This window comes from Streptomyces sp. NPDC014991, from assembly GCF_043080665.1.
GTDB lineage: Bacteria > Actinomycetota > Actinomycetes > Streptomycetales > Streptomycetaceae > Streptomyces.
On sequence record NZ_JBIBVY010000003.1, the window covers coordinates 365,283 to 380,398 of the forward strand.

At 75.0% G+C, this 15,116-nt stretch carries 10 protein-coding genes and 1 pseudogene; 6 read left to right on the forward strand and 5 right to left on the reverse strand.

Translation table 11 applies throughout. The annotated features are described in order from the left end of the window. The first annotated feature begins 130 nt into the window (after positions 1–130). Both ACF1BE_RS07995 and ACF1BE_RS08000 read left to right on the forward strand, forming a co-directional pair. Positions 131–1,633, forward strand: coding sequence for a hypothetical protein (locus ACF1BE_RS07995; protein ID WP_392198103.1), 1,503 nt, complete (start codon positions 131–133; stop codon positions 1,631–1,633). Between the two features lie 305 nt (positions 1,634–1,938). Further along, entirely contained in the window at positions 1,939–2,424 is a 486-nt protein-coding gene (locus ACF1BE_RS08000; protein ID WP_392198104.1) for a DUF5709 domain-containing protein, read from the forward strand. 138 nt (positions 2,425–2,562) lie between these two features. On the opposite strand, the gene ACF1BE_RS08005 is transcribed toward ACF1BE_RS08000, so the two are convergent. Beyond that, the gene (locus tag ACF1BE_RS08005) at positions 2,563–2,772 is read right to left on the reverse strand and encodes a hypothetical protein (RefSeq protein WP_392198105.1); all 210 of its coding nucleotides are present in this window, start codon (positions 2,770–2,772) and stop codon (positions 2,563–2,565) included. A gap of 264 nt (positions 2,773–3,036) precedes the next feature. Between ACF1BE_RS08005 and ACF1BE_RS08010 the strand changes: the two genes are divergently transcribed. From ACF1BE_RS08010 to ACF1BE_RS08020, 3 genes and pseudogenes are all read left to right on the forward strand, one after another. Continuing rightward, entirely contained in the window at positions 3,037–4,875 is a 1,839-nt protein-coding gene (locus tag ACF1BE_RS08010) for a glycoside hydrolase family 15 protein (RefSeq protein WP_392198106.1), read from the forward strand. Positions 4,876–4,941: 66 nt separating this feature from the next. Beyond that, positions 4,942–5,682 (forward strand): annotated as a pseudogene (locus ACF1BE_RS08015) (FG-GAP repeat protein); the annotation flags it as partial. Between the two features lie 102 nt (positions 5,683–5,784). Further along, positions 5,785–6,021 (forward strand): hypothetical protein, encoded by a 237-nt coding sequence (locus ACF1BE_RS08020; RefSeq protein ID WP_392198107.1) that lies wholly within the window; start codon positions 5,785–5,787, stop codon positions 6,019–6,021. Positions 6,022–6,255: 234 nt separating this feature from the next. On the opposite strand, the gene ACF1BE_RS08025 is transcribed toward ACF1BE_RS08020, so the two are convergent. Then, on the reverse strand, positions 6,256–8,880 hold the full coding sequence (locus ACF1BE_RS08025) for a SpoIIE family protein phosphatase (RefSeq protein ID WP_392198237.1): 2,625 nt from the start codon (positions 8,878–8,880) through the stop codon (positions 6,256–6,258). 231 nt (positions 8,881–9,111) lie between these two features. Further along, positions 9,112–11,670, reverse strand: coding sequence for a SpoIIE family protein phosphatase (locus tag ACF1BE_RS08030; RefSeq protein ID WP_392198108.1), 2,559 nt, complete (start codon positions 11,668–11,670; stop codon positions 9,112–9,114). A 302-nt stretch (positions 11,671–11,972) separates the two neighbouring features. On the opposite strand from ACF1BE_RS08030, the gene ACF1BE_RS08035 reads away from it, so the two are divergent. Next, positions 11,973–13,238: a hypothetical protein gene (locus tag ACF1BE_RS08035; RefSeq protein WP_392198109.1), complete on the forward strand. Its 1,266-nt coding sequence runs from the start codon at positions 11,973–11,975 to the stop codon at positions 13,236–13,238. Between the two features lie 73 nt (positions 13,239–13,311). On the opposite strand, the gene ACF1BE_RS08040 is transcribed toward ACF1BE_RS08035, so the two are convergent. Both ACF1BE_RS08040 and ACF1BE_RS08045 read right to left on the reverse strand, forming a co-directional pair. Then, positions 13,312–13,599, reverse strand: a complete 288-nt coding sequence (locus ACF1BE_RS08040; RefSeq protein WP_392198110.1) for a DUF1232 domain-containing protein — start codon at positions 13,597–13,599, stop codon at positions 13,312–13,314. A 49-nt stretch (positions 13,600–13,648) separates the two neighbouring features. Then, positions 13,649–14,899, reverse strand: coding sequence for a hypothetical protein (locus tag ACF1BE_RS08045; protein ID WP_392198111.1), 1,251 nt, complete (start codon positions 14,897–14,899; stop codon positions 13,649–13,651). Between the last annotated feature and the right edge of the window lie 217 nt (positions 14,900–15,116).

Consider the following 15,116-nt stretch of genomic DNA (forward strand, 5'->3'; position numbering starts at 1 on the left):
TATCCGCCCCGCGCGGGCGGACGGACCGGGCTAGCTTGGCGGTGGCTTCCCGGTTCCCTGCCCGCCCCGTACGGGCCGGTGAGCCGTGGGGGAGCAGCGTGAGAAAGCTGTAGGCGAGAAGCGGTGATCCATGACCGGCAGCACGGACGCCCCGCACGCCGGCGCGCGCCGTGAGCGCCGCGCCACGTACCCGGCGACCGCCGGTGGTCGCACCCGGGTCCGCGCCACCGCCCCGCTCGCGGCTGTCGCCGCCGTCTTCACCCTCGCCCAACTGGCCTTCTTCGGCCCCGGCACGGGTCTCGGCTGGGACGAGACGGTCTACGTCAGCCAGGTCGCCGGCCACGCCCCGGCCTCCTTCTTCAGCGCCCCGCGCGCCCGGGGTGTCTCCCTGCTCGTCGCGCCGGTCGCCGCCTGGTCGTCCTCCACCGTCCTGCTGCGCATCTACCTCGCGGTCCTCTCCGGCCTCGCTCTCTACCTGGCGTTGCGCGCCTGGCGGAGCCTGTTCCCGGTCCGCGTCCTGGCGCTCGCCGGCGCCCTCTTCGCCTCGCTGTGGGTGACCTTGTTCTACGGCCCGCAGGCCATGCCCAACTACTGGGTCGCCGTGGGCGCGCTCACGGCCGTCGCCTGCTTCCTGCGCGCCGGGGCCGGCGGCGCCGGGACGGACCGGGCCGCCCTGGTGGGGCTGGCCGCGAGCGCGGCGCTCATGGCGTGGATGCGGCCGACGGACGCCGTCTGGACGGCCCTTGCGCTGCTCGTCCTCGGTGCGGTCCGACGCCACCGGCGGGCGCTGCTCGTGCTGCTGACCGGACTCGCCGCCGGCGCCGCCGAGTGGGTGATCGAGGCGTACGTGCGTTACGGCGGCCTGGCCCGGCGGCTGGCCGACGGCTCGGCGATCCAGGGCGGCCTCGGCTGGCACCTCGCCGTCGTCGACCAGCTGCGCAGCCTCGGCGGGCGGACCCTGTGCCGGCCGTGCACCGGCGGTCCGCCCCACCCGGCCCTCACCGTCTGGTGGTTCGTGCTGCCGCTGCTCGCCGCACTCGGCCTGGCCGTCGCCGTCCGCGCCCGGCGCACGGCGGCCACAGCCCTGCCGCTCGCCTGCGCGGCGACGGCCGCCTTCCCCTACCTGTTCCTGATCGGCTACGCGGCACCCCGCTTCCTGCTGCCCGCCTACGCGCTGCTCGCCGTCCCGGTCGCCGACGCGCTCGTTCACCTGACGACGCTTCCCCGCTCCTCCCGCCGCCCGGTCACCGTGACGCTGGTCTGCGCCGGGCTCGCCGCCCACCTCGCCGTACAGCTGGCGGTGCTCGTGCACACGGCCGGCAACACGGCCGCCGCCCACCGGACCTGGTCCCGCACCGCGGCCGAGCTGAACCGTCTCGGCGTACGCGCGCCCTGCCTGGTCACCGGCGAGGAAGCCCTCCCTGTCGCCTTCCAGGCCGGCTGCGCCTCGGCCGCCACGACCGGTCCCAACGCCAACGCCACGGACGACGGCATCACCCGCACCGCCCGGCGTCTGCCGGTCGCCACGCTGGTGCCCGCGGGCGGCTCGCCGCCCGGATACGCCCGCGCCTGGACGTCCGTGCCGCTGGGGGGCGTACGGCTGTACCACGTCGTACCCGGACCCCGCCGCTGACATCCGCCCCCGCCGCTGCCCCAGGCATGGGGCAGGCATGGGGAAGGACTGCCGCGCGCTTTACCGCACACGGGGTTGCATATGCCGCACGGACGGCACAAGGCTGGGTGGTGACCGCCCCTGGCTCCGCTCCGCTCCTCCCCGCCCCGCCGACGCCCAGCCCTCGGCCCGGCACCGCGTCCACGGCTTCCGACGCGGCCGGAGCGGATCAGGGGCGGCTCGGCCACGGCCCGGGTGACGATGGGGTTAATGATCCTCTTGCGGGTTACGCGGTGCAGGACCCGTGAACCGCGAAGGAGGCGACCATGAGCGACCAGTCCGAGCAGACCCCCATGGCGGACGACGCCTACCAGCCCACCGGAAGCAACGAGGAACAGGAGGACGCCGCACCCCTGGACCTTCAGGACGCGGTGGGCGAGCGCACCTACGACGACATCCTCGACGAGGGCTACTCCCCGCCCGAACGTCCCCTGGGCGTCACCAAGCACGGCATCACCGCCGCCGAGCAGCACGAGGGGGAGAGCCTGGACGAGCGGCTCGGCCAGGAGGTCCCGGACGTGACCCCGCCGGCCGGTGACGAGATCGGCGACCTGCCGGGCGGCGAGGGCGAGCCGGTCGACTCCGAGGCCGGAGACGCCCGCGCGGGCCGCCTGGTCGCCCCGGACGAGGGCGCCCACACCGACACGGTCAAGGAAGAGGTCGCCGAAGACGTGGGCATCGACGGCGGAGCGGCAGGCGCCGAAGAGGCGGCCGTCCACGTGATCCCGGACGACACCGTCCTGCCGGAGTGACCGCCGGCGCCCGCGACCGCCGGCACCCGGCCCCGGTCACGGCGCACGAGGCCTCACGCGCGCGACGGCGGTACCGGCCGGGCGTCCCCCCGCCCGGCCGGTACCGCCGTCCGTCTCTCTCGGGTTCCCCGGACCGCCCTAGGGCAGCAGCTTCTCGACGGCCGCGGAGCCCTCGGACTCCAGCTTCTGCCGCGCCCAGTCGAGGTTCTTTGGTGTGACGTCCCTGCCCGCCGCCATCACCAGATCCTCGGGGGTGACGTCCCTCGAGGGAGCGGAGTGGAGCAGGGCGTCCGGGGTGCGGACGTCGTCCGACGACGACCGGGACTCTTCGGGTGTGGATGTCGACATGATGCCTCCTCCTCGGTCCGGATGACCGCATCCGTGCCGGTGCCTCTCGAACGGGGCACCCTCCACCATTGCCCGCCGCGGCGCACCCTGCATCCGGAAAGCGCCGGGGGCGGCGAGGAAGCGCCTGCCCACGCCATGCGAGCCCACTCGCTCCTAAGCTGGATAACACCCGTGAGCGGGAGACGGCCGTGAGCGGGAAACACCCGTGAGCGGGACGACGCCCGCATCGCGGGACAAGGCCCGTACCGAACCGGGAGGCCGCCGATGGCCGAGACGCCGTTCCCCGAGGACACCGCCCTCGGCCGCCGCTACCTCCCCATCGCCGACCACGGACTCATCGGCGATCTGCGCAGTGTGGCCCTGGTCGGCACCGACGGCACGATCGACTGGTACTGCTGCCCGTCCTTCGACGCCCCGAGCGTCTTCGCGGCGATCCTGGACGCCGAGCGCGGCGGCCGGTTCGAGCTCGCCGCCACCGTGCCGGCCCGCACCAAACAGTTCTACTTCCCCGACACCAACGTGCTGATCACCCGGTTCTTCACCGAGGACGGCGTCGGCGAGGTGCAGGACTTCATGCCCGTCGGGACGGAGGGCTCCGGCGAGACCGGCCGGCACCGGCTCATCCGGCGTGTGGTCTGCGTCCGCGGCACCGTGCCCTTCCGGGCGCTGGTCGCCCCGCGCTTCGACTACGGAGCCGCCCCGCACACCCTGCGCACCCTGGACGGCATGGTCCTGTTCGAGTCGCCCGACCTGTCCCTGACGCTCACCTCCACCACGGCCCTGGAGTACGACGAACGGGACGCGTGGGCCGACTTCAAGCTCGACGAGGGCGATTCCGCGGTGTTCGCCCTGGACCAGGCCGGCGTCCGGATCGCCCCGCGCGGCTGCGCCCACGCCGAGGCCGAGCACGAGTTCACCGCCACCGTCGCCTACTGGCGGCGCTGGCTCCACCAGTCCCGCTACCGGGGCCGCTGGCGCGAGATGGTGCACCGCTCCGCGCTCACCCTCAAGCTCCTCACCTACGCCCCCACCGGCGCGATCATCGCCGCCCCCACCACCAGTCTGCCCGAACAGCTCGGCGGCGAGCGCAACTGGGACTACCGGTACGTGTGGGTGCGGGACGCCGCGTTCTGTGTGTACGCGCTGCTGCGGCTCGGCTTCAGTGGCGAGGCGGAGGCCTTCATGCGGTTCGTGACCACGCACATCAGCCCAGGCTGCGGCGACGGCACCGGCCCCTTGCAGATCATGTACGGCATCGACGGCCGCACCGACCTGCCCGAACGTGAGCTGCCGCACCTGGAGGGGCACCAGGGCTCCGCACCGGTCCGCGTCGGCAACGCCGCCGCCGGCCAGCTCCAGCTCGACATCTACGGCGCGCTGATCGACTCCATCTACCTCTACGACACGTGGGCCCAGCCCATCTCCAGCGGCCAGTGGGACGACGTGTGCCAGTTGGTCGACTGGGTCTGCGACCACTGGGACCAACCCGACGAGGGGGTGTGGGAGACCCGCGGCGGGCGCAAGAACTTCCTCTACTCGCGGCTGATGTGCTGGGTCGCGATCGAGCGGGCCATCCGCCTGGCCAACCGGCGCGGTCTGCCCGCCGACCTGACCCGCTGGCGGCAGGCCCGGGACACCGTCTACCGCCGGATCATGGACCGCGGCTGGTCCGAGCGCCGGGGCGCCTTCGTGCAGTACGAGGGCAGCGACGTCCTGGACGCCTCCCTGCTGATGATGCCGCTCGCCAAGTTCATCGCCCCCACCGACCCCAAGTGGCTGTCCACCCTGGACGCCCTCACCGACGACCTGGTCTCCGACTCCCTCGTCTACCGCTACGACCCGCAGGCCAGCCCCGACGGACTCCGCGGCGACGAGGGCACGTTCTCCATCTGCTCCTTCTGGTACGTCGAGGCGCTCGTCCGGGCCGGCCGCCTCGACGAGGCCCGCCTCGCCTTCGAGAAGATGCTCACCTACGCCAACCATCTCGGCCTGTACGCCGAGGAGATCGGCCGCACCGGCCGCCAACAGGGCAACTTCCCGCAGGCGTTCACCCATCTGTCCCTGATCAGCGCCGCGTTCAACCTGGACCGCGCCCTCGGCTGAACCCGGACGGCTGTCACCGCCGTGTCACAGCCCACTCGCGTCCCACAACCGCACCCCCCGTCCCCGTCCGGCTACAGCCCGGACGACGGCTACGCCAAGGGCTGGTCGGCGTACTACGCGGGCGGCCCCGAGGGCCTCGCCTACCGGGGCGACCTGCACGGCGGGCTCGGCTCGGCCTCCGGCGACAGCAACGCCGACGGCTACGACGACCTCGTCGTCGGCCGGCTGAGCACCGTCGACGAGGCCACCGGCGACGCGGACGCGCCCGGCGGACCGGTCGGCGTCCACTACGGACCGGCCGGCACACAGGGCCCGGGCACCGCCCCGCAGTGGTGGTCGCAGAACTCCCCGGGCGTCCCCGGCACCGCCGAGAAGGGCGACGCCTGGGGCAACGACCTCTCGGTCGCCGACGTGGACGGCGACGGTTACGCGGACGTCGCGGTCGGCGCGCCCGGCGAGGACATCGGCACCGTCACCGACGCGGGCGCGGTCTGGCTGCTGCGCGGCTCCCGTGAGGGCCTCACCGGCACCCACGCCCAGTCCTTCGACCAGAACACCCCGGGCATCCCGGGCACCGCCGAGGCGGACGACGCCTGGGGCGGCCAGGTGCGCCTGGTCGACACCGACGGCGACGGCCGCTCCGGGCTGGTGGCCGCCGCGCCCGGCGAGAACGCGGGCGACGGCGCGGTGTGGCTGCTGCCCGCGAGCGGCGACGGCTTGCTCGCCGACGGCTCCCGTTCCCACGGCGCCGCCGCTCTCGGCGGCGCCGCCCACGGTGCCCGCTTCGGCGCGGTGATCGACGAGTAGCCGACTGTCCGGATCGGGCGGTGTGTCCGCGGGGCGCCACGGGTACCCGGCAGCCCCGCAAGCCCAATCGCCCGCAGGGTCGACAGAGGGAGGAGACCCCGGATGACCAGCACCAGCGAGACCGGCGACGTCACCGGCACGCGCGACAAGGACTACAACCTGATCTGGTACGTCGAGGCGTGCCTGAGCAACGCACTGCGCCTCGAGCAGTACATCCAGGACGCCGAGCGGGAGAAGGACGACAAGGTCGCCGACCTGTTCCGCAAGGCCCAGGCCGACAGCCGCAAGGGTGCCGAGCTGGGCAAGCAGCTGCTGCGCTCGCGGCTGAGCGACGACTGACGCCACCGCCCCACCCGGGCGGCCGGGCCTGGTGACCCGGGCCGGGCGGACCGGGTCACCGGGCCCGGCGGACCGCGCCCGCGACCGTGCGCCGCGTCCGGACATGACCCCTGACGGCCATGCCGGCCGCGGCCACTTCCGCGTCACCCGCCCGCCGGGCCCCGCCGTACCCGTTCCGCGTTCTCCTGCCGGACGGCGCCCCTCCGCGGGGCCGGCCCGGTCAGCGCGGCGCGCTCACGGCAGTGGCTGTTCCGCCCAGATGACCTTGCCGTGCGGGGTGTAGCGGGTGCCCCAGCGTTCGACGAGCTGGGCGACCAGGAACAGGCCCCGGCCGCCCTCGTCGGTGGTCCCCGCGTACCGCAGATGCGGGGACGTCGTGCTGTGGTCGGAGACCTCGCAGATCAGCGTGCGCTCGCGCAGCAGCCGTACCCCGATCGGGCCGCGCCCGTAGCGGATGGCGTTGGTCACCAGCTCGCTCAGGACCAGCTCGGTCGTGAACGCCAGCTCCTCCAGGCCCCAGCCGGCCAGTTCCCGGGTCACCGAGGCCCGTACCTCGGACACGGCCGCCGGATCGGACGGCACCTGCCACTCCGCGACGCGGTCCCCGCCCAGCACCCGGGTACGGGCCACGATCAGCGCCACGTCGTCGCTCGGCCGGGCCGGAAGCCGGTCCAGCACCGTACGGCAGGTGTCCTCCGGTGACGCGCCCGGCGTACGGAGCAGGGCGTCGCGGAGCAGGTCGAGCCCCTCGTCGATGTCCCGTTCCCGGTCCTCCACCAGACCGTCGGTGTACAGCACCAGCCGGCTGTCCTCCGGCAGTTCCAGCTCCGCCGTCTCGAACGGCAGCCCGCCCAGGCCCAGTGGCGGACCCGCGGGCAGGTCGAGGAACTCCACGCTGCCGTCCGGGCGCGCCAGCGCGGGCGGCGGATGACCGGCCCGCGCCATGGAGCACCGCCGGGACACCGGATCGTAGATCGCGTACAGGCAGGTCGCGCCCGTGACCACGGCCGCACCCGTCGCCGGGGTCTCGTCCTGGTCGATCCGCCCGACCAGCTCGTCCAGCAGGGCGAGGAGTTCGTCGGGCGGCAGATCGAGCGAGGAGAAGTTGTGCACGGCCGTACGCAGCCGGCCCATGGTCGCCGCCGCGTGCAGCCCGTGCCCCACGACATCGCCGACGACGAGCGCCACCCGCGCGCCGGACAGCGGCAGCACGTCGAACCAGTCGCCGCCCACCCCGGACTGGGCCGGCAGATAGCGGTAGGCGATGTCGAGCGCCCCCTGCTCCGGCAGCGTCCGTGGCAGCAGGCTGCGCTGGAGGGTGACCGCCATGCTGTGCTCGCGGGTGTACCGGCGGGCGTTGTCGATCGACACCGCCGCCCGTGCCACCAGCTCCTCGGCGAGCGCCAGTTCCTCCGTGTCGAACGGCTGCGGCTTCTCCGACCGCCAGAAGTTGGCCAGCCCCAGCACCAGAGTGCCCGCCCGCAGCGGCACGGTGATCAGCGAGTGGATGCCGTACGCCAGGACCTGGTCGGTGCGCTCCAGGTCCTGCGCGCGCCAGCCGGGCGAGGCACGCAGCCGGGGCTCCACCACCGACTGGCCGGTGACCAGGCTGCGGGCCTGCGGTGAGGTGGGTACGAACCGGATCCGCTCGCCGACCGGGTACAGCGGGGCGTCCTTGCGGATGCCGGCACAGGCCGCGCGGCGCAGCGCCGTCCCCGGCCGCGGCTCCTCCCCGCTCAGCACCGCGTCGAACAGGTCCACCGTCGCGAAGTCCGCGAACCGGGGCACCGCCAGCTGCGCCAGTTCCTCCGCGGTACGCGTCACGTCCAGGCTGGTGCCGATGCCCACCCCGGCGTCGTACAGCATGTTCAGCCGCTCCCGGGCCACCTCCGCGCGGCCGGACACGGCGCGCAGCTCGGTGGAGTCGCGCAGCGTGGTCACGCTCCCGGCCGGGCCGCCGCGCAGGTCGGTGGGCCGTTGGTTGACCGCCAGCAGACGGTCCTTGACCAGGTGCACCTCGTCCGTGGCGATACGCCCGGAGGCCAGCAGTCCCGCCGTCTCGTCGTCCAGGCCCAGCTCCAGGACATGCCGGCGCTCGGCGTCCTCGGGCAGGTCCAGCAGGCGGTGCGCCTCGTCGTTGGCGAGCAGCAGCCGCCCGTCGCCGCCGACGATCAGCACGCCCTCCCGGACGGCGTGCAGCACCGCGTCGTGGTGCTCGTACATGCGGGTCATCTCGTACGGTCCCAGACCGCGGGTCTGGCGCAGCAGCCGCCGGCTGACCAGGGCGGTGCCCGCGGTGGCCAGCGCGAGCGCCGCTGCCGCCGCCGCGAGCAGCAACGGCAGCTGCTGGTCGGCGGCCCCGCCCACGTGCGCGGTGGTGACCCCGACGGACACCAGGCCGACCACCTTGCCCGCGGGGTCCCTGACCGGGACCACCACCTGCACCAGCGGGCCGATGGTGCCGAGGATGTGCTCGGTGACCGTGCGGCCGGCTAGGGCCGGGGCGATCGTGCCGACGAACTTCCTGCCGATGCGGTCGGTCCTGGGATGGGTGTAGCGGATGCCGTCGGTGTTCATCACGACCACGAAGTCCACGCCGGTCGCCTTGCGGGTGGCCTCGGCGCGTGGCTGGAGCAGGGCCGTGGGGTCGGGGGAGCGCAGGGCGGCGGCCGTGCCGGGCGCGTCGGCGAACGTCTCGGCCACGGCCAGGGAGCGGTTGGTGGCCTCGAGGTCGCTGTCGTGCCGCACCTGGAGGAGCTGCGCCACCACGGCCGAGAGGACCAGCAGCAGCACGATCACCACCTGGAGCAGGAACACCTGCCCGGCCACGCTGCGTCCCGACATCGCCGCCCGCAGCATCCCCGGCCGGGTGCGGTCCGTGTCGTTCCCGTCCCGCGGCGGGTCCTGCGGTGCGCGCGGGTGCCCGACAGAACGGGACGGCCGGGTCGCGGGCCGGCCGGGCAGTCGCACCATGCGCCATGTCTACACTGCCCGGCGCCCCCAGGCGAGACCGTCACCCGCGCTGCCCGCCGCTGACCGGGAATCGGCGGCCGGCGACCGACGTGTCCGGGGCGGCGGGGTGCGAGCGGGTCAGCCGTGCGGCATGGGCGGCGCGGCCGCGGGGGCCGGCCCGGCATGCGGTGCGGAAGCCGGGCGGCGGGCGGCGAGCAGGAGTGCCACGTCGTCGGGGCGGTCGGTGGCGTGCCGGGCGGTCGCCGTGAGCCGGTCGGCGACCCCGGACAGGGACCGCCTGCCGGACCGGCCGGCGCGGACGCCGGCCCGGGCGAGCGCCAGCCGGAGCGTGGCGATGCCGTCGTCGATGTCGGCGCCCGGCCGCTCCACGAGTCCGTCCGTGTACAGGGCGAGGATCGCGTCCGGCTCCAGCAGCACCTCGGTGACCGGGTACCGGGCGGCCGGATCCACCCCCAGGACGACACCGCCCGGTATGTCCAGCCGGCGGGTGCTGCCGTCGGGGGCGCGCAGCAGCGGCGGCGGATGGCCGGCGCGGGCGATCCTGGTCCGGCCGGTGAGAGGGTCGAGGCGCAGGTAGCAGCAGCTGGCGAACTGGCCCGGGTCCAGGTCGATCAGCAGGTGGTTGGTGCCGCTCAGCACCTCGTCCGGCGGCCAGTCGCCCAGCGCGAACGCGCGGACGGCGCTGCGCAGCTGCCCCATGGTGGCCGCCGCCTGCACCCCGTGCCCCTGCACATCGCCGATGACCAGTGCGAGCCCGTCCCCGGCCCCGACCACGTCGTACCAGTCACCGCCCACGTCCAGGCCCTGCGTACCGGGCAGATAGCGGCCCACGGTCTCCACCCTCGGGTGCGTCGACAGCCGGCGGGGCAGCAGGGCCTGCTGGAGACCGCGCGCCAGCGCCGCCTCGCTGTCGTAGCGCTGTGCCCGCTCCATCGCGTGCGCGATCAGCCCGGCGAGCGCGGTGAGGACCGTACGCTCTTCCGTGCTGAAGTCGCGCGAGCCCTCGAAGCCGAGGATGCAGGAGCCGACCGGCCGGCCGGAGGCGATCAGCGGCAGGAAGGCCCGGGCGCCCTCGTGGGCGTCGAGCGCGATGCCCGGGTAGGCGGCGGCCAGCTGCCGCATCGACTCGAAGAACAGCGGCCGGCCGGTGGTCAGGGTCTCCACGCCCGGCAGGTGGGCGTCCAGGCCGACCCCCTCGAACGAGGTGAGGAAACCCTGCGGGAAGCCTGTCTCCCAGGCCAGGTACAGGTGGCGCTCCTGAAGCAGGTAGATGGCCAGGCGCCGGCCGCCGAACGCGGGCAGCAGCTCCTGCATGACCACGGCCGACACCTGCCGGGCGGTCACCGCGTCGGTCAGCGCGATGGCGAGGGCGATCGGCCGGTACAGCGGCGCCAGCGAGTGACCGGCCACCACCGGGCCCTGAGGGACATGCGTCTCGGGGACCGTCGCCATCGCGGTCTCCATGCGGCTGGCCGGGACGAGTGTGCAGGTCAGCAGGTCCGCGCCGGGGTGCACCGACACGGCCAGCCACTCGTCCGCACCGGGCTCGTCCCGCTCGCCGGCCGGCCGCCGCGCGTGGAAGTGCACCGGGTCCTGGGCGAGCAGCGCGCCTCGCAGATGATCGTCGTACGGCGGCCCGGAGAGCCACGGCATCGCCTCCCACAGCGCGCGCCCGAGCAGCCACTCCCGCTCCCGGCCCGCGAACCGGGCCGCGGCCGGATTGGCGTACACGATCGACCCGAGCCGGTCCAGGCAGAACACGCCCTCCGGCAGCAGATCGGCCGCGCCGTCCGCGGAGGCTCCCGGGCCGAGGTCGAACACCACCCCGCGCACCGCATCGCACCCCGCCGTACCGGTACCGCCGCCGGACGCGGGCCACAGATCGAGCAGCCGCGGTGTGCCGGCCCCGGACCGCAGGTCCAGCGGCGTGCCCGGCGGTGCTCCGGCGGCGGCATCGCGCAGCGCGGCCAGGATCCGGTGCGTGTCTGCCGGGGCCACGGCGTCCGCGAGCGCCGCCTCCGTCCCCGCGAACTCGCCGGGACGCAGGCCGAGCAGCGCGTGCAACCGGTCGTCCGCACAGACCGCCCGTGTCACCGGGTCCCAGCTGAACCGTCCCGCGGCCGCCCGCGCGGGCCGGCTCGCGGGCGGCCGGACGCTCAGCGGCTCCGCGTCCCAGGCCACCGCGCTCTCGTCGCCGTCGGCCAGGGCCCGCAGACCGGTGCCGAGGCCATCGGCGAGCCGGGTGAGCAGGTCCTGGTCCAGGAGTCCGTCGAAGGTGTCCGCCACCGACGGGCGCAGCACCGTGAGGACGCCCAGCGGTTCGGTCCCGCCCGGCACCGGTACGTGCACCGAGCCGAACGGAAACGGCAGACCGGCCGCGAACTGCGGATACCGGCGCATGGTCTCCGTGGCGTTCGGCAGTACCACCGGCACACCGAGCCGGTAGGCGTCGGCGACCGGGAAGGGGCGGCCGACGTGCAGTCGCCACCAGGGCCGGAACAGCGGGCCGGGCAGTCCCACGAGTACCGCGAGGCGCAGCGTGCCCGGGGTGCGGGACCGCAGATACACGCCCGCCACCCGGGCGTCGGCCGCCCCGAGCGCGCCGGTCGAGGCGTCGGCCAGCAACGCGGCCAGCCGGGCCCGCGTACGGACCGCCCGCTCGCCGCTCCCAGCCATCGGCCTACCCCGTCCCGTGCGCCTCCGGATGGATGACATGGATGACACAGCAAGAATGCGCCACCAGGCACGCGGAACGCACCTGGGCGGGGGAGGGAGCCGGGGCCGGAGCGGACCGCGCCGGCGGGGCGCCGCTGCGCGTTCCGGCGTACGTACCGCGTTCCTGCGCGTCGCCCGGTGGTCTCACACCTGTGCCCCGCCCGAGTGGCGGCGCCGAGAAGCCACTCCTAGTAATGGACTCCGTGACGCCGCAACCGCACACGGGGCCAGGTGCGCGGTCGCGCCCTTCCCCTGGAGCCGAGATGACCATGCGCTCTTCGTCCTCCCGTCCCGACGACTTGCTGATACCTCCGGCACCGGCCACCACCGGCGTTCCCAGGCTCGCCCCCCGTCTGGTGACACGGCCGCCACGTCCCCCCGGGGAGCCGCCCCGCGCGGAGGACTCCGCGCACGGCTCCGCGTACGGCGACCTCCTGCGCGACCTGGTCCACGCGGCCGTCGCCGACCGTCCGCTGGAGGACGTCGTCCGGCTCATCACCCTGCTGGAAGAGTCACCCGAGCACGCCCGGACCACGGCCGACGCGCTGCGTGCGGTCGGGGTGGACCGGTCCGTGGAGGATGTCACCCGGCTGGTGACGCTGCTGACCGAGCCGCCCAGGGGGAACGACAGCGCCGACGAGGCGATCCGGGCGGCCGCGGAGCACCGCTCCCTGGAGGACGTCTCCCGGCTTATGCAGCTGCTGAACCGCGCTCCGGTGGAACCCCGCTGCGGGGAGGCGGCCGTGCGGGCGGTGGCCGAGCACCGGCCCGTCGAGGAACTCGCCGAGCTGATCGGCCGTCTGGCCGCGGACCGCGGGAGGCGGGAACGCCCGCTGCCCGAGCCTGCGCCTCCCGGGGCCGCCGCCCCGCGGCCCACGCCCGGCACCGAGGCACCGGTTTCCGAGCCCGAGGGACCCGGCCGACCCGCCGCCGACGACAGTCCGGCCGATGAGCGCGCCGCGAGGGATCGAACCGCGGGGGATCGGACAGCGGGGCATCAGGCGGCTGGTGATCAGGCGGCTGGGCACCGGACGGCGGGGGAGCGGTCGTCGAGGAAGGACTTGGTCGGGAAGCAGGCGGCCAGGGAGCGGTGGGACAGGAAACGTGCCGGGTACGGCCGGGGGCCGGGGTCCCAGGCGTGGGCCGCCCGTGGCGCCGCACCACTGGTGCTGCTGTGCGGGGCGGCTCACGCCCCGCGCTACTGGGCCGGCCTGCCTCAGGGCGTACTCGGGGCCACGCTGCTCGCCTCGGCGCTGTGCGGGCTGCTGGCGCTGGCCATGACCGCGCGGGCGGCGCCGGCCCGGCTCGTCGCGGCGACGGCCGCGGCCGGTGTCACGGCGGCGCTCGCCGCGGGACAGGCGCTCGGCGGACGCCTCGGCGTGCCCGACCCGGCCCGTCTGGAGGCGGCGACGCTCGCGCCGCCCTCGATCGCCGGCCTGACAGCCGCGACGGCCGCACTCGCCGCACTGACGGTCGTGCTGACCACCCTGACCGCGGGCAGCAGTCGCCTGGTGGACGGGGGCCGTTGAGCCGGCCCCGGGCGCCAGGGCCGGTCCACCCCCGCACCATCCACGGCACCGCGAGCCCCGGTCACCCCGCCGGTCAGGGTTCGGACGGGCCGGGTGGCAGTGGTCGGGCTGCGCGCAGGCTGCGCAGCGCGAGGAGCAGGACGCCGATGTCGTCCAGGTAGACGGGGTCGGGCAACAGGTCGGTGGGCAGCACCAGATACGCGACCGCCCCCCAGAACACCCAGCGCGGTCCCGTCGGCAGCCCGGCCCGCCGCAGCGACCGCCGGGTCCGTACCAGCCGGACGAGCAGAGCGACGGCGAGGGCGAGCAGCGCCGCCGCGGCGACGGCCGCGACGACCAGCACGGTGCCGGACGTGTCCATGCGCACTCCTTCCGCCTCCTTCCGCCCCTTCTGCCCGTCCGATGCCGGGCTAAGCCAACCGGCCGTCCGAGCCACCGGAACCGCCGGAGCCGCTGGAGGCACCAGCGCCGGCGCCGTCCGCCACCGTGCCGTCCGCCGTACCGCCGGCCGGAGCCTCGTCCGGGGAGGCGCCCGCGGTGGACTCCGGCCGCTGGCGGCCCTTGGCCGTGAACCTCAGCCGCTCGAACGTCCTTGTCAACTGGTGCAGCGCGACCGGCGTCCGCGCGGTGGGCCGCTGCTGCTGCGGCAGGGCGGCCGCGGGGACGTCCCGGTAGGCGGACAACGCCTCCAGCGCCTGCTCGGCGGCCTGCTTGTACAGATCCCGGGACTTCGTCATCGCCTCCAGCGCCTCGGCGTACATGGCGACGAGCCGCCGCTCGCGCTCCAGTTCCTCCCTGACGGTCCTCAGGGTCCAGTTGTCGCGCAGGTCGGTCAGCGCCTCCTCGGCGCCCTGCGGCATGGGCCGGGGCTGGGCGGTGAAATGCCGTAGCGCCGCGATGAGTTCGACCGGCTCCGAACCGTCCAGGAACACGTTGCGCACGCTGTGTTCCCGGCCGTCGTAGTCCTTGGGTGCCGGGTCGGGGGGCAGCAGCACCGCACCACCGCGCGGCACCTCGACGCCGAGGTCCTTGAGCGCCCAGTTGACGGCCCGCAGCTGCTGCGGCGCGGCCCGGTGCTCCACCACGCGGTCCCGCAGGCCGGGGGGCAGCAGCCGGGTCAGGGGCAGTCTGCCCCGCTCGTCCGGCGTCATCGCCTCGTGCACGACCAGGTTGACGCACCAGGCCTCGCGGGCCGCCTCCCGCAGCCGGCGGCGCATCTCCTTGTCGTCCGGAGGCAGCGCGTTGGGTTGCCGGAAGCGCAGGCCGGGGACCGTGGCGTGATGGTCCCAGGAGTCGTCGGTCCCGTCCGCGCCGCCCCCGGGCCAGAACAACGTCGCGGGCGAGGGCCATGTGTCGTCCCACGGGCGTTCCGCCTCCGCGACGAGCCGCCACTCGTGGTCCTGCGGCCGGCTCGGATGCGGTACGAGGGTGAGCCGGGCCCGAACCGTCACCGTGGCGCCGGCCCGCCAGCGGGCCTCGAAGACCCGCCTGGCCGGGTCCTCGCCGGCGGGTGGCTCGGCGAAGTCGTCGATGTCCCCGCTCTCCTTGCGCCGGTGCAGGATGCGGCGGACGACGTCCTCGGGGTCGGGGCCGGTGTGGCGGCCCCGGGCCGCCCAGACGGATTGCGGGATGGTGGCGCGGTCGCCGGCGGAGTTCGACATGAGCCAATCTGCTGATGGGGGCGGGTGCGCCTCCCAGTATCACCGCTCGCCCCGGCGGTACGTCGGCCGGGGCCCGGCGCCGCGCGCCCGGATGGAGGTGCGCCCGCGCACGGGGTGCGCGCCGTGCGCCCGGGATGCGCGCGGTACGCGTCACACGACCGTGGCGCACCCGTGCCGCGCCACCGTGCACGGCGTCGACAATGGTCCGGCGAACGGG

Bases quoted from the DNA above. Each gene is read 5' to 3' on its own strand.
- ACF1BE_RS08000 (WP_392198104.1), top strand. From the start codon at position 1,939: ATGAGCGACCAGTCCGAGCAGACCCCCATGGCGGACGACGCCTACCAG.
- ACF1BE_RS08040 (WP_392198110.1), bottom strand. From the start codon at position 13,599: ATGGACACGTCCGGCACCGTGCTGGTCGTCGCGGCCGTCGCCGCGGCG.
- ACF1BE_RS08045 (WP_392198111.1), bottom strand. From the start codon at position 14,899: ATGTCGAACTCCGCCGGCGACCGCGCCACCATCCCGCAATCCGTCTGG.
- ACF1BE_RS07995 (WP_392198103.1), top strand. From the start codon at position 131: ATGACCGGCAGCACGGACGCCCCGCACGCCGGCGCGCGCCGTGAGCGC.
- ACF1BE_RS08035 (WP_392198109.1), top strand. From the start codon at position 11,973: ATGACCATGCGCTCTTCGTCCTCCCGTCCCGACGACTTGCTGATACCT.
- ACF1BE_RS08030 (WP_392198108.1), bottom strand. From the start codon at position 11,670: ATGGCTGGGAGCGGCGAGCGGGCGGTCCGTACGCGGGCCCGGCTGGCC.
- ACF1BE_RS08025 (WP_392198237.1), bottom strand. From the start codon at position 8,880: ATGCTGCGGGCGGCGATGTCGGGACGCAGCGTGGCCGGGCAGGTGTTC.
- ACF1BE_RS08010 (WP_392198106.1), top strand. From the start codon at position 3,037: ATGGCCGAGACGCCGTTCCCCGAGGACACCGCCCTCGGCCGCCGCTAC.
- ACF1BE_RS08005 (WP_392198105.1), bottom strand. From the start codon at position 2,772: ATGTCGACATCCACACCCGAAGAGTCCCGGTCGTCGTCGGACGACGTC.
- ACF1BE_RS08020 (WP_392198107.1), top strand. From the start codon at position 5,785: ATGACCAGCACCAGCGAGACCGGCGACGTCACCGGCACGCGCGACAAG.